Raw genomic sequence first — 25,651 nt, forward strand, 5'->3', positions numbered from 1 at the left:
ATTATCTATTTGTGTAGTTTAAGCTCGGATTGAAGTCAGACAATAGGAAAAATAATTAACATGAATGCTGGAAAGATAATACGCTTCTAGCTACAATTTTTGAATAAGATTATTGTGTAAATTTAGCCAATGAGAACAACGGTTTTAGGTATAATAGGCAGTTTCATCATAATGCCTGTCTATGGTCAGCATTTTGTTAAAGGAAAAATCATAGATTCAGAAAATGCAGTAATGCCGATGGTAAATGTGGCATTTCTGAATCAGTCAGACAGTACGCTTGTAACAGGTGCGGTATCAGACTCTTGCGGTATATATAGCACATCACTCGATGGTGGCTGCTATATTATCCGCTATTCCTATCTGGGCTATGAGACGCTGTATAAGAATATACTTGTTAATGCGGACATTACCCTGCCGATAGCTCGGATGGAGTTCTCACAAACTGAACTCGAAGGAGTGGAGATTACAGCGTACAGGAAACCTTTCAAACTGAACCGGGATGGAATTACTGCTGATGTGCCGAACACTATCCTTGCCAAACAAACCACTCTGAATGATCTGCTTTGTAAGATACCAGGTATACAGCAGCGGGGTGAAGCCATTGAAGTGATAGGAAAAGGTACACCTACGTATTATATCAATGGCAGGGAGGTTACAGATCAAACGGAACTGAATAATCTGGCTATTGACCAGATTCAGTCTGTCAGACTGATGACGAATCCTGACACACGTTATCATTCGGAGCAGCGTGCGGTAATTGAAATCAAGACCAAACGTCTGGGAGAAGGACTTGCCTTTAATGTCAGCGGTAATCTGTTGCAGGGCAATCATTTCAGCCAGAATTACCGGATGAATGGAAGCTACAACTATAAAGACTGGGATTTCTTTTTTTCTTACAATTATGATCGTGGAAAGAAGGATTCGGATCTTGATATTTATCAGCAGACTCAAAGTGATACTATCTGGAATCTTACTAATTTGAGTCAAAAGCAGATTTTTAACGAAAGCCATGCTTATACGGGTGGTGTTTCTTATCATTTTTCACCAGAATCGGAGGTTGGATTGAAATATGAAGGCAAATACAGCGAAGGTAATACATTCTCAAATGAAACTCTTTCCATGATACCGGATAAGGGTGTTTCTACTTTTATTAAGAATCTCAGTGATGTGTCCGACAAGTCCGTCAGCAACCATTTTAATCTGTATTATATAAACGACTGGAAGAATGGCTGGAAAATGAACGTATTCGGTGATTATCTTCACAAGACTGATCGTAGCCGGGGGAATATTCGTGAATGGGAAAGCGACGATGCAGAAACGTCTATGGACTATCACCGTAAAGCAGACTGGGATTTGTTTGCTGCCAAATTCAGCTTGTCGTATGAAACCGAGAAAGCGGGAACTTTCAGCTTGGGATATGATTTTAGTCATACAAGCGGAACAGACTATATAGAATATATCCGTGCGTTGAATAATGGCCGTACTCGTAATACAGAGCTGAAGAATTCTCTCTACCTGTCATACGATTATGCATGGAATAATCTGTCGCTGGGAGCAGGCTTGCGTTACGAACACATACGAAGTGATCTGAGAGAAACCAATGATAGCAAAAGTCAGAACCAGACATATCACAATTTTCTGCCTTCTGTTTCGTTAAGTTATAATACGGAGAGTCTGCAACAGTCTCTTACTTACTCCATTCATACGGAGCGTCCTCCTTTTGGTGTAATGAATGATAATGCCGTGTATACAGACCGGTTTACCTATCAGAAAGGAAATCTTTACCTGAAACAGGCTCTGACTCATGACTTGAACTATATGCTGTTTTATAAGTTCCTGTTCTTTAACCTGAATTATACCTGTACGCACAATCCGCTGGTAACAGCATTTTACAGTATGCCGGGAAATTCGGCGGTTACGGTCAGCTACATGGATAATTTTGATAAACTGCATAATCTGACGGGTATGATAAACCTGCAATATCCGGTGAAGTGGTGGATACCTTCACTCACGCTTACCTGTATGAAAACATTCTTCAATTATCCTGGACCGGATGGAAGTATGCTGAAATCAGGTCGTCCTTTGATGATACTGAATTTCAACAATAGCTTCACTCTTCCTTCCGGATTCTTGTTATCTGCCGATTTTAATTATGGTTCCAGAGGTTATTATCAGCTGTACGAATCGAAGAGTTACACGTCTCTGAATCTGAGTCTGAAAAAATCATTTCTGGATGACAGGCTTCAGCTTTCGCTCGATGGGTATGACCTTTTCAATAAGAACAAAATACGCAGTGCAGCCCGTTTGAATGATATTATCATGAACAGTATCGGAAAGGAAGACACGCGGAAGGTTGGCTTTACTGTTACATACCGCTTCCGGAAAGAACGTACAATGAATAACCGCAGTGCGGCTGAAAATGAAATGTCACGATTGAACATGAGTGAATAAAAAACGCAGAATGAACTGCATCCGGCGATATATGGTATTAAAATTCCTTTTGCTGATAGTAATTCCTGTTATGGGGCAGCAGAAGGAAGATAAGGAAATTAAGCTGAATGAAGAAGCTGTAAAACTCATTCAGTTTGATTTCCTTCCGGGCGGCATGGATTATAATAAACCTCAGGAAGCTCCGCTTGAAAAGAAATGGATGGAGTTTAAGAATCCTTTTGACGAAGGAATACCTCGAAGTCTGACGGATACTTTTATGGTAAAGAAGCCGAAGAAATATATCCGTATGTGTCCTTATTCTATTTGGACTAAACGAGGAGAAGATCCTGTTTATGATGTGACAATGGAAGGTCGTCCTCCTGAACTCATCATGAAAGAAGGACCAGATTTCAGTAAAAGGCTTCAGACAGACTACGGACGCACTCTTAAACCATCAGCGGGTAGAACGTATGATATGCTGAATAATTCAACTACCATTGAAGTGGGAAAAATTTTCAAGAAATATATTAAACCTATTTTCAAAAAGGATAAAAAGTAGAGCCTCAAATAATGGGATATGTATTCTAATGAGTTTTGAGATAAATGTCAGTCTATTTGATATATTGCTTTTCGGGTGTTAAAATAGATTAAGATCTGGCTGTTATATGAATTATTTCATCTATATTTGAATCCATAACTCAAACTATGAAGAATATGAAGTGGAGAAACATCATGCTATTATCACTTCTTTGTTTGTCTTGTGCAGGACTTTATGCTCAGGAAAACATGAAAGTAAATAGTATTAAGCAAGAAAAAGACAGTCTGAAAATATTGTCTGAGGGTGCCGTCGTTTTTCCACAACCGGGTGGATATGCTGCCGATTTCAAGGAAAACACACTGAGTAATCCGGTAAATGAGATACCGGACGGACAGAAAATAGAGATTAAATTGCGCAAGCCTTTCTATATACCTCCTTATTATACAAATCCTTCTCCCAGATTTTATGGAGATTATGCGACGGGTGGACAAATCCTTCCTAATTTTTATGGCAGTGGTATGCAGGAAACATTGCCTGGTCTGGGAAGAGTAAATCAGGCCTCGTTCTTTTATCGTTATGACCTGAATGATTATTTTTCTATTCAGGCGGGAGTGGATGCGGTAAAGTATAATTTCCCGAAGAGTGTAGGACAGTCTTTGGGAGTTTCCGGTATCGTAACATACCGTCCTGCTGACAGACTCCATATAAATGTTTTCGGCTCATATTCTCCGGATAACCGTTATGGTTTTAACAGGAGCGCATTCGGAGCTACTATGGGCTATGATTTTACCGACCGGTTTGGTATGGAGGTAGGAGCACAGAGATATTACGATCCCCAACGGGGATGGCAGACTGTTCCGATTGTTACACCTTACTATAAATTCAATAAATTCGATTTAGGCATCGATGTTGGTGGAATTCTCTATGAAGTATTAAGAAGTGTCATGATTGACAAGCGGGGCGGATCACCGGTTATCATGCCTCCCGGGAGATAAGTTTGCAGGCTGTATGTAAGGTTGGAAATATTCATGTAGAGATAAAAAATGAAAAATATACAGAAAATATTGTGGTTGGGCTTATTGGTATCTGCCGTCGGATGCAATAGCGGAGTCTTTATAGACGATTATTTGCCTGAAGTTCCGGTGGTGCAGTTGTCGGAAACAGATTCTGTTGCCAGAATAAATTTTAAGTCGGATAACTGGGATATCCTGAATATATATGGAGCCTCTGAAAATGTGTGGGGAGTAGTTTGTGACCTTGAGGGAAAACCTGATGGAAGAAACCTGCCTTTGGGGAATGGAGCCAATGCCGTTATAAAGTTGGGTTATGAATATTGCAACTTCAGGGTAGAGAAGAGGAATGGCAGAGAACTTTGTATTTATGCGGGAGAAAACATGAACAGGTCGGCTCTTGACGTTGAAATAATTGTCGGCAATGAATATGAGATGAAATCTATTCCAGTGTCGTTGACCCAAACCTCAAAATACGAAGTAGACAGTATTGTATATGATTGGAAAAGCTTGTTATATTCTGACAATACGCTGGAACCTGACTATTCGCTGGTAGTGAATAACAGCAAATCCGATCAGCCGACAAGCTGGCACTTCACTCCGTTGGAAACATCTTTTTCGCGTGAAGTTTCTTTTAGAAATAAAGATGGAGTAAATGAAGAGGAACTGTATAAACGCTTTTTGGGTACTCCTTTGCCATTGGTAGTCATACCCGATTTCGTAGATAAACAACCGGTTCTGGGAAGTACAAAGGCAGAGGTCGGAGTCAATTCTCAGGAAATTAAAACTTCCATCGAATCCGATCTGGCAGGTAAGGAATATGTCATTCCTCCCGGTGAAAAATGGAAAATTTCAGTCTATTATATGATTGAGCAATATTGGATAGATTATAAACTGTACATTTCCATTCCTTCTACAGGAAGAAAGCGGACTTTTGAAGGGAAACTTTATAGTAAGGGGCTGTACGACTTTTGTATAATTCCTGAAAAAATAGAATGAGATGAGTGGAAAAACTAGCAGACTTATACTTCTGTGTCTGTTTCTGTGCCTGTCTGTTTGTGCGGTGGCAGGCGAAAAAGACAGTACAGACAGAAAGATGATTCATATGGTAGGAGTTGATTTTCGTCCTGCCTATACATTTCCTACAAACGGATTCTTTAAAGGCGTGAATGCAGCTCAGACTCCGGTCAGAAAGACCTTTTCCGGACATGTGAAGTATGGATTCAAGTTTTCGCCCGACACTTATTGGGGGAAAATATACCCGCATGCCATACAGGGAATCGGAGTGGGGTATAATACTTTCTTCAATTCTAAAGAAATAGGAAATCCTCTGGCTGTTTATGCATTCCAGACTTCCCGGATAATGAGTATAACCCCTCGTTTGTCTTTCGACTATGAGTGGAATTTTGGAGCGTCTTTCGGATGGAAGAAATATGATGAGGAAACGAATCCTATGAACAATGTAGTTGGTTCGAAAATAAATGCGTATATCAACTTTGGTCTGCTGCTTAACTGGCAGATTGATGCCCGTACGAATCTGCGGGCAGGAGTAGGTGTGACACATTACTCAAACGGCAATACGGGATATCCCAATTCCGGAGTCAATACGATAGGCGGAAGTATCGGATTGATACGTTATTTCGGCAGTAAGGAGAAACTTGAGTTGCATGACAAGGCTTATACTTCCTGCCGGAACAGGAAAACGTTTGATCCGTATATAAGTTATGACCTTATTGTGTACGGTGCGCTAAAGAAAAAGGGAGTATTCCCTACAGAAAGTTCTGCGGTGCTTGTTCCCGGTTCTTTTGCTGTTGGCGGATTGAATTTTAATCCGATGTATAATTTCAGTCATTACTTTCGTGCCGGTCTGTCGCTGGATGCGCAGTACGATGAGAGTGCTAACATAGCCGACCACATTGCCAATACGATAAGTGGTCCTGATGCAGAGAATATTCGCTTTCATCGTCCTCCTTTCAAAGAACAGTTTGCAGTGGGCGTTTCCCTCCGTGCTGAGATTGTAATGCCTGTCTTTTCCATTAATTTAGGTGTAGGGCGGAACGTCGTCTGCAAAGGAGCAGATACGGATTCGTTTTATCAGGTAGTAGCCTTGAAAACGGATATTACCAGAAATCTGTTTCTGCACGTAGGATACCAACTCTATAAATTTAAAGATCCTAATAACCTGATGCTGGGACTGGGGTTCAGATTTAATGCGAAAAGATAATCGACTTAGATATAATTGCTACTGATTTAAATCTCTGTTATACTATGAAAAAACTGTTTTGCCGATAGGTGCTTTGGCTTTGTATTCATCGGCTGTTGCACAGCAGCAGTCCGGTCGTCCGAATGTACTGCTTATTTATGCTGACGATATAGGTTATGGTGACTTGAGCTGTAACGGTACTTCAGCAGTGCGTACACCCAATGTTGAAAAACTGGCCTCTGAGGGAATCCGTTTTACAAATGCCCATTGTGCTGCGGCTACAAGTACTCCTTCGCGCTATGCCATGCTTACGGGAGAATATGCCTGGCGTAGAAAGGGAACCGGAATTGCAGCCGGCAATGCTGCCATGATCATTACTCCCGACCGTTATACCATGGCCGACATGTTTAAGGAAGCCGGCTACCAGACTGGAGTGGTAGGAAAATGGCATCTCGGGCTGGGAAATGAAACAGGAAAGCAAGATTGGAATGGAGTGGTAAAACCTAATCCAGCTGATATCGGTTTCGATTATTCTTATATTATGGCTGCTACGGCAGACCGTACTCCTTGTATCTTTATGGAAAATGGTAGAGGGGTAGGGCTCGATCCTGATGATCCTGTATATGTAAGCTATACCGAGAATTTCCCCGGTGAACCTACAGGAAAAGATAATCCGGAGCTTTTACGTATGCATCCGTCACACGGACACGATCAGTCTATCGTGAATGGTATTTCTCGTATCGGATACATGAAAGGTGGAAAGAGTGCTTTATGGCGAGATGAAGACATAGCTGATAGCATAACAACTCATGCTATCCGGTTTATAGAAAACAGCCAGAAGTCGGGAGAGCCTTTCTTCCTCTATCTGGCAACCAATGATATTCATGTACCTCGTGTACCTCATGAACGTTTTGCCGGAAAGAGTGGATTAGGACCTCGTGGAGATGCTTTGTTGTCTTTCGACTGGACTGTAGGACAGGTGATGGAAACATTGAAAAAACTGAATCTGGATGATAATACTATTATAATTCTGTCCAGTGACAACGGTGCTGTTATTGATGACGGATATAAAGATCAGGCAGTAGAGCTGCTGGGAAATCATAAGGCTACCGGGGTATACAGAGGTGGTAAGTATAGCAGTTATGAGGGAGGTACAAGAGTACCTTGCGTTATTCGCTGGAAGGGAAAGATTCCTGCTGGAGTATCAGACAATCTGGTAAGTCAGATCGACTGGCTTGCATCGTTTGCTTCGATGTGTGGAGTAAATTTACCGGAAGGTAGTGCGCCCGATAGTGAAAATCATCTGGATTCATGGCTTAAGGCTGATGTGAAAGGCCGCTCTTGGGCTGTGGAACAGAACTTGCATAACAATTTATCGATAACGGATGGTGTGTGGAAGTATATTCCTGCGGCAAACGGTCCTGCTGTCAATAAGCAGACCAATACAGAATTGGGGAATAATCCAAAGGCTGATCAGCTATATAATTTGTTATCCGATCCGGGAGAGCATTCTAATGTAGCAGAAGAAAATAAGGAGCTTGTTCAGAAAATGCGTGATGAGCTTATACGCATTGTAGAAAGCGGGTTGCATATTCAGCCGGGGTATTTCATTTCTAAATAAGTAAGTTCTCTTGTTTCCTACATTTCAGGTGAGGAGAGGAATGGGGATGTATTAAGAAGACTCCCGAAAGGTTACTGGTTTGGAGTAACTTTTCGGGAGTTTATGATTATGGAGGAAATATACTTTGTTTCTTGAAAATAGATTTGTCGGTCGTTGTGTCAGGCAAAGTAAAAACTTAGAAAACGTCTGTTATCAATGTTGTATAAAGTGAATATTTTGTATAAGAATATGGTTCTTATAATTGGATTCATACTTTTTCAGACTTATTTCTCGGACGTTTTTTGTAAGTGCGCCTTTTCCCTTTATCTTTTCCGGAAGGATTTTTCTTGCGTGCTTCCCGTGGTGCATATTCCGGAGCTTCTCCCAGTTCGTAAGGAACAGGAATCTTATAGATATCTTTTTCCAGGAAGTTCTCTATCTGCTTGAATTTGGACTGTTCTGTTTCACTGACAAAAGTAATGGCGCATCCGTCGTTATTGGCGCGTGCTGTACGTCCGATACGGTGTACATAATCTTCGCTATCAATTAGGAACATCGTAATTAATAACCAGTCGGATATCATCTATATCGATACCGCGCGCTACAATGTCGGTTGCTACCAGCATACTGATACGTCCGTTGCGGAATTCATGCATAATGGCGTCTCGCTGATTCTGTTCCAGATCGGAATGCATTTCTCCTACGTTCAGATTCATGCGCTTCAGTGACTTGGCAACTTCCTTAACTTTCAGCTTGGAGGAAGCAAATATAATTACGCGTTCTGGCTTTTGCTGGCTGAAAAGGCTTTCTATTATACCCAGCTTTTGGGCTTCATAGCAAATATAGGCTGCTTGAATAATTTTTTCTGCTGGTTTTGATACGGCCAGCTTGACTTCTACTGGATTTTGCAGGATGGTTTTGGCCAGTTGCTGTATTTTAGCCGGCATGGTAGCCGAAAACATGATGGTCTGCCGTTTCTTGGGCAGATATTTTACTATCTGCATAATATCATCGGCAAATCCCATATCGAGCATACGGTCGGCTTCGTCGAGTATGAAGAACGAAACTTTCGACAGGTCTACATAGCCTAAGCTCAGGTGACTGATCAGGCGGCCTGGTGTAGCGATCACTACGTCTGCTCCAAGTGTGAGCCCTTTTTTCTCCTGCTCGAAGCGGATTCCATCGTTTCCACCATAGATAGCAACACTCGATACAGGCATGAAGTAGGAGAAGCCTTCCATCTGCTGGTCTATTTGCTGCGCCAGCTCACGGGTGGGTGACATGATTATGCAGTTGATTGCATCGGCAGGATATCCTCCTTTACTCAGTTCGTTTATAACCGGCAACAGGTAGGCTGCCGTTTTTCCTGTTCCGGTTTGTGCTACACCTATAAGGTCTTTTCCTTCCAGGATAACCGGAATGGTGTGTTCCTGAACGGGAGTGCACTCCCGGAAATTCATGGCATCGAGTGCTTGTAGTACACTGTCTTCTAAGTTCAGTTCTGAAAACTTCATATATATTGTTTCTTCAAAAAATCAACTGTTACCTCGTTCGTCGAGGTATGAATCCTTAAATCCTAAAAAGTATAATACTCCGTCCAGTCCGATGGTATTTATCGACTGTTTTGCATTGGCTTTTACCTTGGGTTTGGCATGAAAGGCAATGCCAAGTCCGGCTACAGAGAGCATAGGAAGATCGTTTGCTCCATCTCCCACGGCAATAGTCTGTGCGATATCTACATTTTCTACTTGTGCGATGAGTTGCAGTAATTCGGCCTTGCGCTTTCCGTCTACGATATCACCAACATAACGTCCGGTGAGTTTGCCGTCTACTATTTCCAGATTGTTGGCATATACATAGTCGATGCCGAAACGTTCTTTCAGGTAGTTGCCGAAATAAGTGAATCCTCCCGACAGGATAGCTATCTTGTAGCCGTAACGTTTCAGTACATACATCAGTCGCTCTACTCCTTCAGTGATAGGCAGATTCTCGGCAATGTCTTTCATTACACTTTCGTCCAGTCCTTTCAGCAAAGCTACGCGCTCTTTGAAGCTTTCGCGGAAGTCTATTTCTCCACGCATAGCACGTTCGGTGATTTCCTGTACCTGTTCACCCACACCAGCACGTTTCGCCAGTTCGTCTATTACTTCTGTTTCGATAAGCGTGGAATCCATATCAAAGCAAATCAGTCTTCGCATACGGCGGTACATAGTATCTTTCTGGAAAGAAAAGTCCATTTCGAGCGTACTGCTTAAACGCATCAGTTCTCCCTGAAGCTCGTCAATGTCACGAGGAGTTCCACGTACGGAGAATTCAATACATGCACGTACACTGGCTTTTTGTTCGTCCAAAGGAACACGACCTGTCAGACGACGGATGGCATCGATGTTCAATCCCTGGTTCGCCAGAATTTTGGTTGCGCCTGCTATTTGTTGGGCAGTCAGTTTTCTTCCCAACAAGGTGAGAATATATCTGTTTTTACCCTGCATACTTACCCATTCTTCGTATTCTTCGCGTGAAATAGGGTAGAACCGGATGTTTATTCCCAATTCGGAAGCCTTGAACAACAGGTTTTTCATGATGTTACCCGAATCTTGTTCGCTGCATTTAAAAAGAATACCCAGCGAAAGAGTGCTGTGAATGTCTGCCTGACCGATATCCATTATGTCTACATCATATCCTGAAAGGATATCTGTTATGGAGGCAGTAAGCCCCGGACGGTCCAGACCGCTGATACGTATTAATACGAGTTCGGTATTTGTCTTATCCATGTATATAATGCTGATATTAGTTGCAAATATACTGTTTTCTCATAAACTTGCATAGATATTTGTGAAGATTCTGGACAACCTGAAATATGAAAATATGTTGCAAAACATAAAATATAGCATTTTTATTAGGTCATAAAATAAAAAGTGCTTATCTTTGCGGCAGATTTCTCAAAAATATGATATGAATCTTCGTTAGTAAGATGCATTTCATCAAGCAATGTTCCGGGTAGAAATCACTGTGAAAGGGCAGTCCCGGATAGTATTAACTAAAATCAAATTACATGATTAAAAGTGTAAAATGGTTTTTTGTTGTATTAGTTATTGGTTCCCTAATCTCTCTTAGCTTTAGTAAAGAGAGTATCCCTGCAGAGAAACTGAAGTTGGGTGATGCAGCCCCTCAGTTGATGCTTTGCGATTCAGTGCAGCTGCTCGACCTGCACGATGCCCGTGAGGGTTATACGTTGTTGAGCTTCTGGGCAAGTTACGATGCGGCGTCCAGAGAAAAAAATGCCGCATTGGCGCATCTGGCAGATAAACATAGCCAGATAAAGATGATTTCTGTTTCTTTCGACCGTTATGTTTCGGTTTTCAACGCAACGGTAAAGCAAGACGGACTTTTGAAGAACGACTGCTATGTGGAAACAGATGGTTCCGATTCGGAAATATTCCGAGCATACGACCTGGAGCGCGGTTTTAAGAATTATCTGATAGATAGCCGCGGAATTATTGTGGCAAAAAATGTAACCGCAACCGAATTGGCTTCTTACCTGAATTAATGATAAGGTGGGAAGGTGGAGTAGATGAATTTTGAATACAACAAAAAGCAAAAAGTTGTCCTGATTTCAGATTTTTCTGAAGCGGGCAACTTATTTTTTTGTACATATTTTCAGAAAACATCGAGAATTATTGTATAAAAGATGCTGATGTTTTTCCCCTTATTACGTGTTGTTTTTTTTATAGCCTTTTTGCCCTTTACGTATGGATCGTTTTTATCTGCTTTAGCAAACATCTTTTCGATGGAATGTAAAGGCAGCGTGGATGACGTAAAGGGCTAAAAGGTACAACTTTTCTTTATTTTGGAGCTTTGCGGTACAAATAAATGGCAATAAACAGATACAGTATGTTTGGAATCCATACGGCAATGGCAGGCATCATGTTTCCGTTTATGGCAAAGGTCGATGAAATGGTCTGGAACAGAATATACGAGAAACTGAGTCCCAGTCCGATACCTAAGTGCAAGCCCATTCCTCCTTTTACTTTTCGTGAAGACAGTGACAAGCCGATGGAAGTCAGAATAAATGCAGCAAACGACATGGCTATACGGCGGTGGTATTCTACCTCAAACTCCTTGATATTGGCAAAACCTCGCTGTTTCTGTTTACTGATGTATTCTTTAAGCTGAGGGCTAGTCATTGTTTCCTGCTGTCCGCGTGTGATAAGAAAATCCTGAGGTTCCATCTTTATGATAGAATCCAGGCGGTCGCCTCGCGTAATATATTCACGCATGCCTCTCATTTCACGTATCATGTAATCTCTGATAATCCAGCGGTGATACATAGTGGTGTCGTATGTAGCACGGCGTGCAGTAAGGTGTGATACCAGCTTATGGTCTTCAAACTTGTCAAGAGAGAAGTGGTAGCCGCTTTTACTGTAAGCATCGTATCGCTCCATGTAGGCAACTACTCCGCTGTCTACTTCAAGTTGAATGTTTCGTGCATAGTCGGCCGATTTCTTTTTCTTGTAGCGTTCTTCGAATTTCAAACGGGTGACGCTTCCGGTAGGAATGACTTCCGTACCTAATACGAATGTTACGGCAGAAATGATTCCTGCCGAAATCATATAAGGGACCATAAGGCGCTTAAAACTCATTCCGGTAGAAAACATGGCAATGATTTCAGAGTTTTCCGCCAGTTTGGATGTGAAGAAGATAACCGCAATGAAGACGAACAACGGACTGAACAAGTTTGTATAATAAGGTATGAAGTTCAGGTAGTAGTCGAATACAATAGCCTTCAGCGGTGCCTTGTTATTGATGAAGTGGTCGATATTTTCGTTTACATCGAAAACTACGGCAATAGAAATAATCAAAGCAATGGCGAAAAAGTACGTTCCCAAAAACTTGACAATAATATAACGGTCAAGTCGTTTCAGCCATTTCTTCTTAAACAGTTCTTTCAGTTGGAATTTGCTTATCTGTTTCATTACCATGATTCTTTTTATAATCGTGTAGAAATGCGTTTCACCATAGCAGGCTTCCAGGTAGAGAAGTCGCCGGCGATGATGTGTTTGCGCGCTTCGCCTACCAGCCACAGGTAGAAAGCCAGATTATGTATGGAAGCAATCTGCAAGGCAAGCAACTCTTGAGCATGGAACAAATGACGCAGATAAGCTCGGCTATACATCGTATCTACATACGAAGCTCCGTCGGCTTCGATAGGAGAGAAGTCGTTTTCCCATTTCTTATTACGCATGTTCATGATGCCGTCTTTGGTGAAAAGCATACCGTTTCGTCCGTTGCGGGTAGGCATTACACAGTCGAACATGTCGACTCCCCGTTCGATACCTTCCAGTATGTTTACCGGGGTTCCTACACCCATCAGATAACGTGGCTTGTCGGTAGGCAGTATTTCGTTGACTACCTCAATCATTTCGTACATCTTTTCAGTAGGTTCTCCTACTGCCAATCCGCCGATAGCGTTTCCATCCGCATTTTTTGAAGCGATGTATTCAGCCGAACGCCGGCGCAGATCGGGATACACACATCCCTGTACAATCGGGAAGAGTGACTGCTGGTAACCATATTTAGGTTCGGTTTCATTAAAACGGGTAATGCAACGGTCCAGCCAGCGGTGAGTTAGTTCCATTGACTTCTTGGCATAATTGTAGTCAGCTGTACCTGGAGTACATTCATCGAAAGCCATCATGATGTCAGCTCCGATGGTACGTTCGATATCCATTACACGTTCGGGAGTAAACAGATGTTTAGAGCCATCGATGTGTGAACGAAACTCCACTCCTTCTTCTCTCATTTTACGGATGCCGGCAAGAGAAAATACCTGAAAACCTCCGCTGTCTGTCAGCATCGGACGGTCGAAGCCGTTGAATTTATGTAGTCCACCGGCTTTTTCCAGTGTGTCAAGTCCGGGACGAAGGTACAAATGATAGGTATTTCCCAAAATAATTTGTGCCTTAATGTCTTCTTTCAGTTCGTGCAGATGAACGGCTTTCACACTGCCCAGTGTTCCCACAGGCATGAAGATAGGCGTTTCTATCTGCCCGTGGTCGGTTGTAATCAGTCCGGCGCGGGCGTTGGAACGCGGGTCTGTATATTGTAATTCAAATTTCATGTTATAAGCGAGCTTTTACTTTTCTTCTTTTTTCTCGTCAGTCACGGTAAAATCTATGGCATCAGCTACTTTTTCGTCTGTCAGTGCCAGTGTAAGGACTTCTTTTATATCCTTTACATAGTGGAAGTTCAATCCTTTCAGGTACAATGGCTGAATCTCTTCTATGTCCTTGCGGTTTTCTTCGCAGAGAATAATATCAGTGATTCCGGCACGTTTGGCTGCCAGGATTTTTTCTCTGATTCCACCTACCGGCAATACTTTTCCACGAAGTGTAATCTCACCTGTCATAGCCAGGTTCGCTTTTACTTTCCGCTGGGTAAGTGCCGAAGCCAGCGAGGTAACCATCGTGATGCCGGCAGAAGGACCGTCTTTAGGAATTGCTCCTTCTGGTACGTGTATATGAATATTCCAGTTGTCGAAAATGCCTTCAGGCAGATCGAGCAGATGGGTATGTGCTTTCAGATACTCCAGAGCCAGCATAGCTGATTCTTTCATGACATCTCCTAAGTTACCAGTCAGGGTAAGTCGTCCACCTTTTCCTTTGCTCAAGCTGGTCTCTACGAACAGGATTTCTCCTCCTACGGCAGTCCATGCAAGGCCTGTTACTACACCTGCATATTCATTTCCCTGATACTTGTCGCGTGAATATTCCGGAACTCCCAGATATTGTCTGATATCGGCAGGTTTCAGTTCATGCAGCCCTTCGAACTTGTCGCTGGCAATCTCGAGAGCTATTTTGCGCATTACCTTGCTGATTTTCTTTTCCAGTTCACGTACTCCGCTTTCGCGTGTATAGTTTTCTATGATATACTCAATGGCAGGTTTGGTAAACTTTACATGTTCACGCTTTAAACCTGTAGCCTCCATTTCTTTCGGGATAAGATGGCGGCGGGCAATTTCTATTTTCTCTTCGGTGATATATCCACTTACTTCAATCAGCTCCATACGGTCGAGCAACGGAGTCGGAATCGTACCCAGATTGTTTGCCGTAGCAATGAACATGACTTTCGACAAATCGTAGTCGAGATCAATGTAATTGTCGTGGAACGAGTTATTTTGTTCCGGGTCGAGAACTTCAAGCATAGCTGAAGCTGGATCTCCCTGACGGTCACTGCTTAATTTATCTATCTCATCGAGGATGATAACCGGATTTGAGGCTTCTGCCTTGATAAGACTTTTAATGATACGTCCTGGCATTGCTCCGATGTATGTTTTGCGATGTCCGCGTATTTCTGCTTCATCATGTACGCCTCCTAGCGACATACGTATGTATTTGCGCTTGAGGGCGGCAGCGATAGAGCGTCCCAACGATGTCTTACCAACTCCCGGAGGGCCGTACAGACAAATGATCGGTGATTTCAGGTCGCCTTTCAGTTTTAAGACAGCAAGATGTTCCAATATACGCTCTTTTACCTTTTCCAGTCCGTAATGATCTTTATTCAGAACTTTTTCCGCGTTGGGTATGTTCAGGACGTCTGTAGTATAGACCTCCCATGGCAATGCCAATAACGTTTGCAGGTAGTTGAGCTGTACGTTGTAGTCGGGCGACTGTGGATTGATGCGCTCCAGTTTCGAAACTTCGCGTTCGAAAACTTCGGCTACTTCTTTTTTCCACTTTTTCTCCTTTCCTTTCTTGCGGAGTTCTTCTATTTCATCATCCTGTCCGTGTCCCAACTCATCCTGAATATTCTTTATCTGTTGTTGCAAGAAATATTCACGCTGCTGTTTGTCAAGTTCTTCCCGTGTACGCATCTGAATATCTTGCTTCAGATTTGCCAACTTGGTTTCGCGGTTGAGCACTTGTATCAGATTGTACAAGCGGTCTTTCAGTGTATTCTGGTTGAGCAAATGAAACTTGTCTTCTATCGAAAGAGGGAAGTTTGTACAGATATAATCTACAAGAATGTGGTTCTTTGGTAAATTCTTTAAAGCGAAAGTGATATCCGGGCTTATCTGTTCTGATGCTTCGATATAATTATTGCTTAACTCGATGCAGGTGTCCATCAAAGCCTTGAATTCGTCAGAATCTGTCGGTTCCATCTGCTCTTCTATCAGGCTTACTTTTCCTCTCAGGTAGGGGCGTGTACCTGTTGCTTCATCAAGATGTACCTTGATGTTGCTTGCCTGAAGGATGACAGTTGTGTTTCCACCAGGCATTTCGAATACGCGTAATACGCGTCCGATAACAGCAACAGGATGCAAGTCTGATATTCCGGGATCTTCTACTTCTGCAACTTTTTGTGTGGCAATGATAATATGTTTTTTATCTTTCATCGCGTCATGCACAAGTTTCAGTGTAGTACGTCGGCCAGCAGTGACAGGCATGACTACGCTGGGAAACATTACCATGTTGCGTAAAGTCATGATGGGGAATTCCTTCTCCAGTTCATCTGCTGACAGATTTTCGGGAGCAGTTTCTATTTCTGTTACCATTGAAAGTTCATCATTTCCAGTTTTTATCGAACTGTCCGTTTCTATTTTCTTTCTTCTTACCATATTCGCGTTTTGTGTATTTTTAATAAGAGCATGTTTGAAAGCTCAAAAACGAGTACAAAGTTAATCATTCCACTTCGAATACGGAAGCGGATTTGTCGTAAATGCAATGTGTCAAACAAAATAAATGACACTTTTACACTGAAAAGCCATGTATTTTATTTATTTTTGACGGAAAATAAGAAATATAAGTAATATGCCTAATCCATATTTTAAGTTCAAGCAGTTCACGGTTTTTCACGATCGTTGCGCCATGAAAGTTGGTACAGACGGTGTGCTTCTCGGAGCATGGGTGCAAGTCGACACGGCAAAAAGGGTGCTTGATATAGGGACGGGAACAGGTTTGATTGCCCTGATGGTGGCCCAGCGTTCTGCTGCTTGTGTCGTAGGAACTGATATTGACGGGGAGGCTGTAGAACAGGCAATGGAAAATGTAAATGCATCACCGTGGAAAAATCGGATCTGTATCTGCCGGAAAGATGTTATGCAGATGAATGGAGAGGAATATGGAAGTTTCGATGTAATAGTGTCTAATCCTCCCTATTTTGTGGAAGAAGTACGTTGCCCGGATGAACGACGGGATACGGCACGGCATACGGGAAACCTTACATTTGGAAATTTGTTGACTGCGGTAGAAAAGCTTTTGACGGAAGATGGAGTTTTTTCTGTGATTATTCCGGCAGATGCTGGCGATTTCTTCGTTTCCCTTGCTGCGGAGAAACATCTTTATATACAACGGAAGACGTTGGTTCATACTAAACCTGGGGCTGAGCCTAAACGTGTGTTACTGGCTTTTGGTCGGAAGATATGTGCCTATGATACAGAGCATCTGGTTGTAGAGCTGGATCGTCATGTGTACAGCAAAGACTATATTGAACTGACGAAAGATTTTTATTTGAATATGTAGATACTTTTACGCCCTATACCTGAACGGAATAGGGCGTGATCTGGTTAAAATCTTTAATTTCTTTTGGATAGCCTGCGTAATAAGTTGTGGTTTATCTGCAAAAGTTCTTTGTGCTTACGCGTAATGGCTGATGTAATCGGGCGGCTACCTATAAAATCGGTAAAATGTTGAAGCACATTAAATGCCTCTACACCCGACTTTGTTTTCTGTGGAGCTATTACTTTAAGTCCTTTTGAAATAACTTCCACCTCAAGGTCTTTTCCTCCCATAGCGGGATCTCCGTCGAAATGGAATACTCCTTCCTTCGTGCGATGTATGGTAATCTTTTTTTCTTTCAGTGTCTTAATGCGGCTGTTTTGGTCAATTGTCTTGTTGAACAGCTGGAAAGAAAGTGCCGGGACATCCAGAACAGTAAAAGGCTCAAGTATAGTGATATCCATCATGCCATCCGTAAGTGACGCCTGGGGAGCTATATAGGCGTTGTTACCGTATTGTGAAGCATTGGCACATGCTATTAAAAAGGCCTTATAACGTACAGTGCCCGAAGAATTTTCTATCTCGTATGTTTCTGGCCGATAGGTAAGACTTTCGTGCAAGGTATTTTCAAGATAGGTGAGTAGTCCTCTCTTTCCTGAATCGGCGAATTTAAGGCTTACGAAAGCATCGAAACCAACTCCGCAGGTGCAGAAGAAAGGGCGACTGTCTATCGTTCCGTAATCGATGGTTTTAATATAGCCTTGATTTAAGACATCAATAGCTCCGCGTGCTTCCAGAGGAATGTGCAAATGTCTTGCCAATCCGTTGCCCGATCCGCAAGGAATAATTCCCATGGCCGTGTCAGTATGTATAAGTGAGCGTCCTATTTCATTGATAGTTCCGTCTCCTCCTATAGCTACCACGATGTCTTTTTTCTCTTCGGCAGCCTGGCGGGCTATTTCGATAGCATGTCCGGCATATTCGGTTTTACGTATCGTATAATTATATAATGAGTGGTCTAGTCTTTTCTCTATCTGGTGCAAGATAAACTCTTTGCTGTGAGTGCCTGATATAGGATTGACTATAAATACTATTTCTTTTTTTGAATCCATTTTGCGGGTGGGTTGGTTTTTAAGTAAACAAAAGTACGACTATTTTGTTTATCAGATGGTATTTTTTATGTATAAATGATGTCAGAGAAGTTTTTTTTGCTTTAACGAGCACATGAAATAATGAAAATTATTATCTTTGCACACTCTTTTTTGAAATTGCCGGCATGAAGCGTCCGGTTAATATAAATAATGTAAGTCGTTCAGGGCTTACCAGCTATTAGAATATGGGATTATTACAAGACAAACTAAGTAAATTCAGAACACCTCAGATGTACATGGAGAGAGGTGTGTATCCTTACTTCCGCGAAATTGACAGTGCTCAAGACACAGAGGTAATTATGGATGGAAAAAAGGTTTTGATGTTCGGATCTAATTCTTACATGGGACTGACTCACGACCAGCGCATTATCGATGCAGCTATTGCTGCTACCCGCAAGTATGGAACCGGATGTGCCGGTTCGCGTTTGTTGAACGGAACTCTTGATATCCATGTGGAACTGGAAAAGGAGTTGGCAGAATTTGTGGGAAAAGATGAAGCGTTGTGCTTTTCTACCGGTTTCACTGTAAATGAAGGTGTTATCCCACAGCTTGCCGGACGCGGTGACTATATTATTTGTGATGACCGCGACCATGCTTCTATTGTCGACGGACGTCGCCTTTCTTTTGCTACTCAGCTGAAGTACAAACACAATGACATGGAAGCGCTGGAAAAAGAGCTTCAAAAATGTGAACCTGATGCTATCAAACTGATTGTTGTAGATAGCGTATTCTCTATGGAAGGTGATTTGGCAAATCTGCCTGAAATCGTTCGCCTGAAGAAGAAATACAATGCTACTGTATATGTAGACGAAGCTCACGGTCTTGGTGTATTCGGAAGAAACGGACGCGGTGTATGCGATCATTTTGGAGTAACTGAAGATATTGACTTGATTATGGGTACATTCTCTAAGTCATTGGCTTCTATCGGAGGTTTTGTTGCTGGTGATAAGGATGTAATCAACTGGTTGCGCCACAATGCACGTTCTTACATATTCCAGGCTAGTAATACTCCTGCTGCTACTGCTGCGGCAATGGAAGCTCTGCATATTTTCAAGACAGAGCCGGAACGTCAGGAAAACTTGTGGAAAATTACAAATTATGCATTGAAGCGTTTCCGTGAAACTGGCTTTGAAATCGGAGAAACAGAAAGCCCTATTATTCCGTTGTATGTGCGTGATACAGATAAAACTTTTGAGGTAACTAAGCTTGCTTTTGATGAAGGTGTGTTTATAAATCCTGTTATTCCGCCTGCATGTGCACCTCAGGATACATTAGTGCGTTTTGCATTGATGGCTACTCATACAAAGGAACAAGTGGACTTTGCAATAGAAAAGTTAACTAAATGTTTCAAACAACTGGATATATTGAAATAACATTATATTCGACTTTTTTAAGGACTTTTGAAAGGAGGTTTTACTATGGGAGCTGCTGGTAATAAAAAACCGAAAGGCATGCATAAAAAACATGCTCCGGCTTATCAAGTAGAAGAGGCCATTCATGAAAATGACCTGAAAAAAGGAAAAAAGAAATAAATCGTTTTGACGGTTTGTTTTAGAAAAAGGGTTATATTTAGAGCGTCCGATGCTTTGCAGAGGAGCTCGGATATAACCCTTTTGTTATTATTATGTTTTAACTTTAATGTGATATGATACTGAATGAAAGAGACAGTCGCCATGAGCAGGTGTTACAGATTGCTCAACAGATGATGATTGCTGCACGTACTGCTCCGAAAGCGAAAGGAGTAGATATCATTGAGGTGGCAATGGTGACGGAAAGTAATATTCGTATTCTTTCGGATACGATGAAGCAGATGTATGAGGAGAACGGGTTTAAGTTTTTCTTGCGTGATGCTGATAATATTCTGGAAGCTGAGTGTGTGGTACTGATTGGTACGCACGACCATCCGCATGGGATGAACTGCGGGCATTGTGGTTTCGCAACTTGTGGAGAAAGAGAAGATGGTGTTCCGTGTGCTATCAATAGTGTAGATGTAGGTATTGCAATAGGTTCGGCTTGTTCTGTTGCAGCCGATAACAGAGTAGATACTCGTGTTATGTTTTCTGCGGGACTTGCCGCACAGCAACTTGACTGGCTGGATGGATGTACGCAAGTGTATGCTATTCCTGTAAGTGCGTCCTCTAAAAATCCTTTTTTTGACCGGAAGCCTAAAAATCCGTAATAAGTTTTGCCGCAGGAAGAGCATGCTTACTTCCTGCGGTGATTTCTTTAAGCTAAAATAAATTTTTCTACTACAGCTGCTACACCATCTTCATCGTTCGATAGAGTAATATAGTCAGCATTTTCACGTACAACAGGTTGAGCATTTGCCATTGCGACTCCTAAACCTGCGTATTGTATCATAGAGAGATCGTTGAAGCCATCACCTACAGCAATCATCTCTTCTTTTTTCATATTTATTTCTTTCAGCAGGACAGAAAGGGAGCGTGCTTTATCGATACCTTTGGGAACCAGTTCCAAAAAATAAGGTTCGGAACGGAATACGCCCATCCGATCTTTCAAGTGGTCGTACATTTCTTTTTCCAATACAGCCAGTCGGGTAGGATCTCCAACTATCAGACACTTGGTGATAGGATGATTTATTGCTTTAAGAAAATTGTCTACTTTCTTAATTTTCATAACATTAAGCAATGCTTCTTTGAGAACGTATTCGTCGTCTGGATGCTCTGTCAGTACGTATTCGTTCTCGTAGCTGACGATGGCGAAATTATTGTCTTTGGCGCACTGGTATAAATAGGGAAGCACTTCGGGGTCCAGTAGGTTTTTATACATCATTTCACCGGTTTTCCAGTCGATGATTTCTCCTCCATTATAAGAAAGAATATATCCCTCATACTTGTCCAGTTCCAACTGGTTTGCCAATGGGACAACTCCGTAGGTTGGTCTTCCTGATGCAAGGACTATTTTGAGTCCGCGTTTTTGTGCTTCAATCAAAGTGGTACGTGTATGTTCGGTAATGACCTTTTTAGAATTGGTCAGTGTTCCGTCAAGATCGAGTACTAAAAGTTTATATTTCATAATTTGTAAAAGGTGTTTTTTGTCTGTGCAAAGATAGCATAAATCGAATTTTATTCTTATATTTCGAGATAACAAATATTAGAATCTGTAAAAAGCTTCAGCTTTTTAGTTAGGTTTTTGGAAGAGATTTTCTTGTTTAGAAGTATTGCAGTATAATAATATAAGGAGATAGGTGTTATGGATATCTTTTGGGATTTTGCTTTACGGCTTTTTGTTGCTGGTGCAATGGGAGTTTTAATAGGCTTGGAACGTGAGTATCGTGCAAAGGAAGCTGGTTATCGTACTCATTTTCTAGTAGCTTTGGGAAGTGCATTGATGATGATTGTTTCTCAATATGGATTTATGGAAGTGCTGAAAACGGATTTGATTCGTCTGGATCCGAGTCGGATTGCTGCACAGGTAGTGAGTGGAATTGGTTTTATCGGTGCTGGGACAATTATTTTGCAGAAGCAGATTGTTAGGGGGCTGACTACAGCGGCAGGTATCTGGGCGACCTCGGGAATTGGGCTTGCGGTAGGGGCTGGAATGTATGCGGTCGGGATATCGGCTACACTGTTGGTCTTGTTGGGCTTGGAAACGCTAAGTTATTTTTTTAAAAGCATAGGCTTACGTAATATGATGATTGATTTCTCTACAGATGACAAAGAAGCTATCAAAAGAGTATCTAAAAAGTTTAATACACGAAATTATGTGGTAGTATCTTATGAGATGACAGAAGCATATACAAACGGAAAGAATGTTTATCACGTAAGTATGGTAGTGAAAGCTAAAAGGATAAATGAGGAAGGGTTGTTGCTGATGTTTTTACAGGATTTTCCGGATATAACAGTTACTCGGATTATCTGATTGGTAGGCCGTTCATAAAAGAACAACAGGTTGCATCTATATATAAAAAAGATGCAACCTGTTGTTTTTATGAATCCAAATTGAATTTTAACCGATGAATACATTAACGGTCAGAAATATGCAATCGCCTTCTTGATTCATGTCAAAATCAATTTTATCTTCTCTTGCCAACCAGCCTATGGCTGCATTCAACTCTCTATCCGACAAGCCGGAAATTTCTTTTAATTGTTCATATTCCCAGTGCTTATTGTCCTTTAATATGTTCCAAACAATGCCTGCGTTTTCGCCAATTTGCGTTTTGTTCATGTGGTTGTGATTTAAATGGTTTATATTAGGTTTTTAAAATGGTCTGTAGCAAAAATAAGCTAATTCCGAGGATATTGTATGTCTTTTTGATGAATTGTTTTCAAAATGTTCGGTTTTTAACTTTAATTATACTCTGAATGTTTTTTGCTTCTGTAGAGTGGTATTTTTTTGTTTGATTAATCGGATTTTCTATTTTTTTTCTGTTAACTTTGCAAAACGTAAAAAAGAAAGATAAAAATTATGAGGAGGAATAAGGTAAATTGGGTGGTCCCTAAAGGGGTGGAATTGACCGAGTTGGACAAAAAAGTGCTTTATTATCAGAATAAAGGCCATGAGGTTCCTACCCGCAAATTGATTAAAACTCCTGAACAGATAGAAGGTATTCGCAGGAGCGGTATGCTGAATACGGCAGTATTGGATAAAGTGGCAGAGGTGATTCGTGAAGGAATGAGTACCGCCGAAATAGATAAGATAGTATATGATTATACTGTAAGCCATGGAGGAATACCTGCTCCTCTGAACTATGAAGGATTCCCGAAAAGTGTGTGTACCTCTGTAAATGAAGTCGTATGTCACGGTATACCTTCGGAAGAAGAGATTTTGGAAGAAGGGGATATTGTCAATGTAGATGTTACTACTATTTTAAACGGATATTACGCAGATGCATCTCGCATGTTTATTATAGGTAAGACTACTCCGGAGAAAGAAAAACTAGTTCGTGTTGCTAAAGAGTGTTTGGAAATAGGCATAAATGCTGCGCAACCTTTTTCTTTTGTCGGAGATATTGGAAATGCAATAGAAAAACATGCTAAAAAGAACGGATTTTCTGTAGTTCGCGATTTGTGTGGACATGGAACTGGTGTTGAGTTTCATGAAGAGCCGGATGTATTGCATTATGGAAGAAAAGAAACAGGTATGTTGCTGGTTCCAGGTATGGTTTTCACTATCGAACCTATGATTAATATGGGTACATGGGAAGTTTTTATAGATGAAGAAGACGGATGGACGGTAGTGACTGAAGATGAATTGCCTTCTGCGCAGTGGGAACATACGTTTGTTATGACCGACAATGGTCTGGAAATATTGACATATTAATAATGAATATATATTATGGATACTATTATATTAGGTATAGAGTCTTCTTGTGATGATACTTCGGCTGCTGTCATAAAAAATGGCGTTTTGTTGTCGAGTGTTATAGCGAGTCAGGCTGTACATGAATCTTATGGAGGAGTAGTTCCTGAACTTGCTTCCCGTGCCCATCAGCAAAATATTGTGCCGGTAGTGCATGAAGCTTTAAAGCGTGCTGGTGTAACAAAGGAGCAGCTTAGTGCTATTGCTTTTACTCGTGGTCCAGGATTGATGGGGTCTTTGCTGGTAGGTGTGTCGTTCGCAAAAGGTTTGGCGCGCTCTTTAAATATTCCGATGATTGATGTTAATCATCTGCAAGGACATGTGTTAGCTCATTTCATTAAAGAATCAGAAGAAGATGCTGATCAACCCAAATTCCCTTTTATTTGCTTATTGGTTTCCGGTGGAAATTCGCAGATTATCCGTGTGAATGCGTACAACGATATGCAGGTTTTGGGGCAGACTATTGATGATGCTGCGGGTGAAGCAATTGATAAATGCTCTAAAGTAATGGGATTGGGGTATCCGGGTGGTCCTATTATTGATAAGCTGGCGCGACAGGGAAATCCTCTTGCATATACTTTTAGCAAACCTCATATTCCAGGGTATGATTACAGCTTTAGCGGATTGAAAACATCATTCCTTTATTCATTACGCGATTGGTTAAAAGAGGATCCTGATTTTATAGAGCATCATAAAACAGATTTGGCTGCTTCGCTGGAAAAAACGATTGTAGATATCCTTATGGATAAACTGCGTAAAGTGGTAAAAGATACAGGTGTAAATGAAGTGGCTGTGGCGGGAGGAGTATCAGCAAACAACGGTTTGCGTAATGCTTACCGCGAGCATGCGGCAAAATATGGATGGAAGATATATATTCCTAAGTTTGGTTATACGACAGACAATGCTGCTATGATTGCCATTACTGGATATTATAAGTTTTTGGACAAGGATTTTTGCACAATAGACAAACCCGCATATTCACGGGTTACAATTAAGTAACATTAATCAAAGAAATTATTATGTCAGTAGAAACTAAAACACTAAGCAAGGAAATTAGTGAAATATTTTGGCGGGAAGGTTTTACATTGGCTACAGCAGAAAGTTGTACCGCAGGAAATGTAGCTGCAATAATAACAGCTATTCCTGGAAGTTCTCGTTTTTATAAAGGGGGAATTGTTGCTTATGACAATAAAGTAAAGCAGGATTTACTTCATGTAAAAGCTGAAACTTTGGAACAATGTGGAGCTGTAAGTGAAGAAACTGTTATAGAAATGGTAAAAGGCGCAATGCAGACACTTGAAGTTGATTACGCAATGGCTACATCAGGTATAGCTGGTCCGGCAGGAGGAACCCCAGAAAAACCGGTCGGTACAATCTGGATTGCTGCAGGTAATAGCGAAAAAGTAATTACTGCAAAGTTGACAGAGGATGAGGGAAGAGAGAAAAATATACAGGCTGCAACTAAAAAAGCCCTGCAATTATTGCTTGAACTCTGCCAAAATCAAGAAAATGAGTGATGAAACGATAATTAGTTACAGAAAAGCTTGTGTATATAAAATAAAATCACTTATTTTGCACTCCGTTTGAGAGAAATAGGAATAAAACTATAAAAACTAGATAGAAATGTCGAAAATTTGTCAAATTACCGGAAAAAAAGCCATGATTGGCAACAATGTTTCACACTCAAAGAGAAGAACTAAAAGAACTTTCGATGTGAACTTGTTTACTAAGAAATTCTACTATGTAGAACAGGATTGCTGGATTAGCCTGAATATCTGTGCTAACGGCTTGCGAGTTATTAACAAAAAAGGCCTGGACGCTGCGCTGAATGAAGCTGTTGCTAAAGGTTACTGTGATTGGAAAACTATCAAAATTATTGGTTAATTAAAAGGAGAGAAAGACT

General features: G+C 41.4%; 22 protein-coding genes and 1 pseudogene. 15 read left to right on the plus strand and 8 right to left on the minus strand.

All coding sequences use genetic code 11. From position 1 onward, the window contains the following. Positions 1 to 129 precede the first annotated feature (129 nt). From BACCOP_RS12255 to BACCOP_RS12280, 6 genes are all read left to right on the plus strand, one after another. Positions 130 to 2,451, plus strand: coding sequence for an outer membrane beta-barrel family protein (locus tag BACCOP_RS12255; RefSeq protein WP_007569509.1), 2,322 nt, complete (start codon positions 130 to 132; stop codon positions 2,449 to 2,451). Between the two features lie 31 nt (positions 2,452 to 2,482). After that, entirely contained in the window at positions 2,483 to 2,989 is a 507-nt protein-coding gene (locus BACCOP_RS12260; protein ID WP_007569510.1) for a DUF4858 domain-containing protein, read from the plus strand. A 155-nt stretch (positions 2,990 to 3,144) separates the two neighbouring features. Continuing rightward, positions 3,145 to 3,963, plus strand: a complete 819-nt coding sequence (locus BACCOP_RS12265; RefSeq protein WP_040312059.1) for a hypothetical protein — start codon at positions 3,145 to 3,147, stop codon at positions 3,961 to 3,963. Between the two features lie 48 nt (positions 3,964 to 4,011). Beyond that, on the plus strand, positions 4,012 to 4,977 hold the full coding sequence (locus BACCOP_RS12270; RefSeq protein ID WP_007569512.1) for a hypothetical protein: 966 nt from the start codon (positions 4,012 to 4,014) through the stop codon (positions 4,975 to 4,977). Position 4,978: 1 nt separating this feature from the next. Then, positions 4,979 to 6,202 carry an acyloxyacyl hydrolase gene (locus tag BACCOP_RS12275; protein ID WP_007569513.1) on the plus strand — a complete coding sequence of 408 codons (1,224 nt, stop codon included), beginning with the start codon at positions 4,979 to 4,981 and terminating at the stop codon, positions 6,200 to 6,202. Between the two features lie 58 nt (positions 6,203 to 6,260). Further along, entirely contained in the window at positions 6,261 to 7,802 is a 1,542-nt protein-coding gene (locus tag BACCOP_RS12280; RefSeq protein WP_007569514.1) for a sulfatase family protein, read from the plus strand. A 247-nt stretch (positions 7,803 to 8,049) separates the two neighbouring features. Here BACCOP_RS12280 and BACCOP_RS12285 read toward each other — a convergent pair. Then, positions 8,050 to 9,295: pseudogene (locus BACCOP_RS12285) on the minus strand (DEAD/DEAH box helicase). Positions 9,296 to 9,316: 21 nt separating this feature from the next. Next, on the minus strand, positions 9,317 to 10,552 hold the full coding sequence (serB, locus tag BACCOP_RS12290; protein WP_007569522.1) for a phosphoserine phosphatase SerB: 1,236 nt from the start codon (positions 10,550 to 10,552) through the stop codon (positions 9,317 to 9,319). Between the two features lie 281 nt (positions 10,553 to 10,833). On the opposite strand from serB, the gene BACCOP_RS12295 reads away from it, so the two are divergent. Then, a complete protein-coding gene (locus BACCOP_RS12295; protein WP_007569523.1) occupies positions 10,834 to 11,328 on the plus strand; it encodes a thioredoxin family protein in 495 nt (164 codons plus the stop codon). A gap of 295 nt (positions 11,329 to 11,623) precedes the next feature. Here the strand turns inward: BACCOP_RS12295 and BACCOP_RS12300 are convergent, their stop codons facing one another. From BACCOP_RS12300 to lon, 3 genes are read right to left on the minus strand one after another with little or no spacing between them, the layout of a single operon-like run. Next, a complete protein-coding gene (locus tag BACCOP_RS12300; RefSeq protein ID WP_007569525.1) occupies positions 11,624 to 12,760 on the minus strand; it encodes an LptF/LptG family permease in 1,137 nt (378 codons plus the stop codon). A gap of 8 nt (positions 12,761 to 12,768) precedes the next feature. After that, entirely contained in the window at positions 12,769 to 13,899 is a 1,131-nt protein-coding gene (gene tgt / locus BACCOP_RS12305; RefSeq protein WP_007569526.1) for a tRNA guanosine(34) transglycosylase Tgt, read from the minus strand. Between the two features lie 15 nt (positions 13,900 to 13,914). Next, the gene (gene lon / locus BACCOP_RS12310; RefSeq protein ID WP_007569527.1) at positions 13,915 to 16,395 is read right to left on the minus strand and encodes an endopeptidase La; all 2,481 of its coding nucleotides are present in this window, start codon (positions 16,393 to 16,395) and stop codon (positions 13,915 to 13,917) included. Positions 16,396 to 16,588: 193 nt separating this feature from the next. On the opposite strand from lon, the gene BACCOP_RS12315 reads away from it, so the two are divergent. Next, the gene (locus BACCOP_RS12315; protein WP_007569529.1) at positions 16,589 to 17,299 is read left to right on the plus strand and encodes a tRNA1(Val) (adenine(37)-N6)-methyltransferase; all 711 of its coding nucleotides are present in this window, start codon (positions 16,589 to 16,591) and stop codon (positions 17,297 to 17,299) included. Positions 17,300 to 17,352: 53 nt separating this feature from the next. Here the strand turns inward: BACCOP_RS12315 and BACCOP_RS12320 are convergent, their stop codons facing one another. After that, positions 17,353 to 18,387 (minus strand): diacylglycerol/lipid kinase family protein, encoded by a 1,035-nt coding sequence (locus BACCOP_RS12320; protein WP_007569532.1) that lies wholly within the window; start codon positions 18,385 to 18,387, stop codon positions 17,353 to 17,355. Between the two features lie 224 nt (positions 18,388 to 18,611). Between BACCOP_RS12320 and spt the strand changes: the two genes are divergently transcribed. Next, positions 18,612 to 19,799, plus strand: a complete 1,188-nt coding sequence (gene spt, locus BACCOP_RS12325; protein ID WP_007569536.1) for a serine palmitoyltransferase — start codon at positions 18,612 to 18,614, stop codon at positions 19,797 to 19,799. A 272-nt stretch (positions 19,800 to 20,071) separates the two neighbouring features. Continuing rightward, the gene (locus BACCOP_RS12330; protein WP_007569538.1) at positions 20,072 to 20,605 is read left to right on the plus strand and encodes a ferredoxin domain-containing protein; all 534 of its coding nucleotides are present in this window, start codon (positions 20,072 to 20,074) and stop codon (positions 20,603 to 20,605) included. Positions 20,606 to 20,652: 47 nt separating this feature from the next. On the opposite strand, the gene BACCOP_RS12335 is transcribed toward BACCOP_RS12330, so the two are convergent. After that, complete coding sequence (locus BACCOP_RS12335; RefSeq protein ID WP_007569540.1) at positions 20,653 to 21,462, minus strand: Cof-type HAD-IIB family hydrolase; 810 nt, start codon at positions 21,460 to 21,462, stop codon at positions 20,653 to 20,655. Positions 21,463 to 21,639: 177 nt separating this feature from the next. Here BACCOP_RS12335 and BACCOP_RS12340 point away from each other — a divergent pair, with 177 nt between their 5' ends. Beyond that, the gene (locus tag BACCOP_RS12340) at positions 21,640 to 22,308 is read left to right on the plus strand and encodes an MgtC/SapB family protein (RefSeq protein ID WP_007569542.1); all 669 of its coding nucleotides are present in this window, start codon (positions 21,640 to 21,642) and stop codon (positions 22,306 to 22,308) included. Between the two features lie 87 nt (positions 22,309 to 22,395). Here the strand turns inward: BACCOP_RS12340 and BACCOP_RS12345 are convergent, their stop codons facing one another. Continuing rightward, positions 22,396 to 22,614 (minus strand): winged helix-turn-helix domain-containing protein, encoded by a 219-nt coding sequence (locus tag BACCOP_RS12345; RefSeq protein WP_007569544.1) that lies wholly within the window; start codon positions 22,612 to 22,614, stop codon positions 22,396 to 22,398. Between the two features lie 240 nt (positions 22,615 to 22,854). Between BACCOP_RS12345 and map the strand changes: the two genes are divergently transcribed. The 4 genes from map to rpmB all read left to right on the plus strand — a co-directional run bounded on the left by map (position 22,855) and on the right by rpmB (position 25,632). Continuing rightward, positions 22,855 to 23,709: a type I methionyl aminopeptidase gene (gene map / locus BACCOP_RS12350; protein ID WP_007569546.1), complete on the plus strand. Its 855-nt coding sequence runs from the start codon at positions 22,855 to 22,857 to the stop codon at positions 23,707 to 23,709. A 15-nt stretch (positions 23,710 to 23,724) separates the two neighbouring features. Next, the gene (gene tsaD, locus BACCOP_RS12355) at positions 23,725 to 24,747 is read left to right on the plus strand and encodes a tRNA (adenosine(37)-N6)-threonylcarbamoyltransferase complex transferase subunit TsaD (RefSeq protein WP_007569548.1); all 1,023 of its coding nucleotides are present in this window, start codon (positions 23,725 to 23,727) and stop codon (positions 24,745 to 24,747) included. 20 nt (positions 24,748 to 24,767) lie between these two features. Further along, complete coding sequence (locus tag BACCOP_RS12360; RefSeq protein WP_007569550.1) at positions 24,768 to 25,265, plus strand: CinA family protein; 498 nt, start codon at positions 24,768 to 24,770, stop codon at positions 25,263 to 25,265. Positions 25,266 to 25,371: 106 nt separating this feature from the next. Then, entirely contained in the window at positions 25,372 to 25,632 is a 261-nt protein-coding gene (gene rpmB, locus BACCOP_RS12365) for a 50S ribosomal protein L28 (RefSeq protein ID WP_007569552.1), read from the plus strand. Positions 25,633 to 25,651: the final 19 nt, after the last annotated feature.

Source organism: Phocaeicola coprocola DSM 17136, assembly GCF_000154845.1.
Classification (GTDB): Bacteria; Bacteroidota; Bacteroidia; order Bacteroidales; family Bacteroidaceae; genus Phocaeicola; species Phocaeicola coprocola.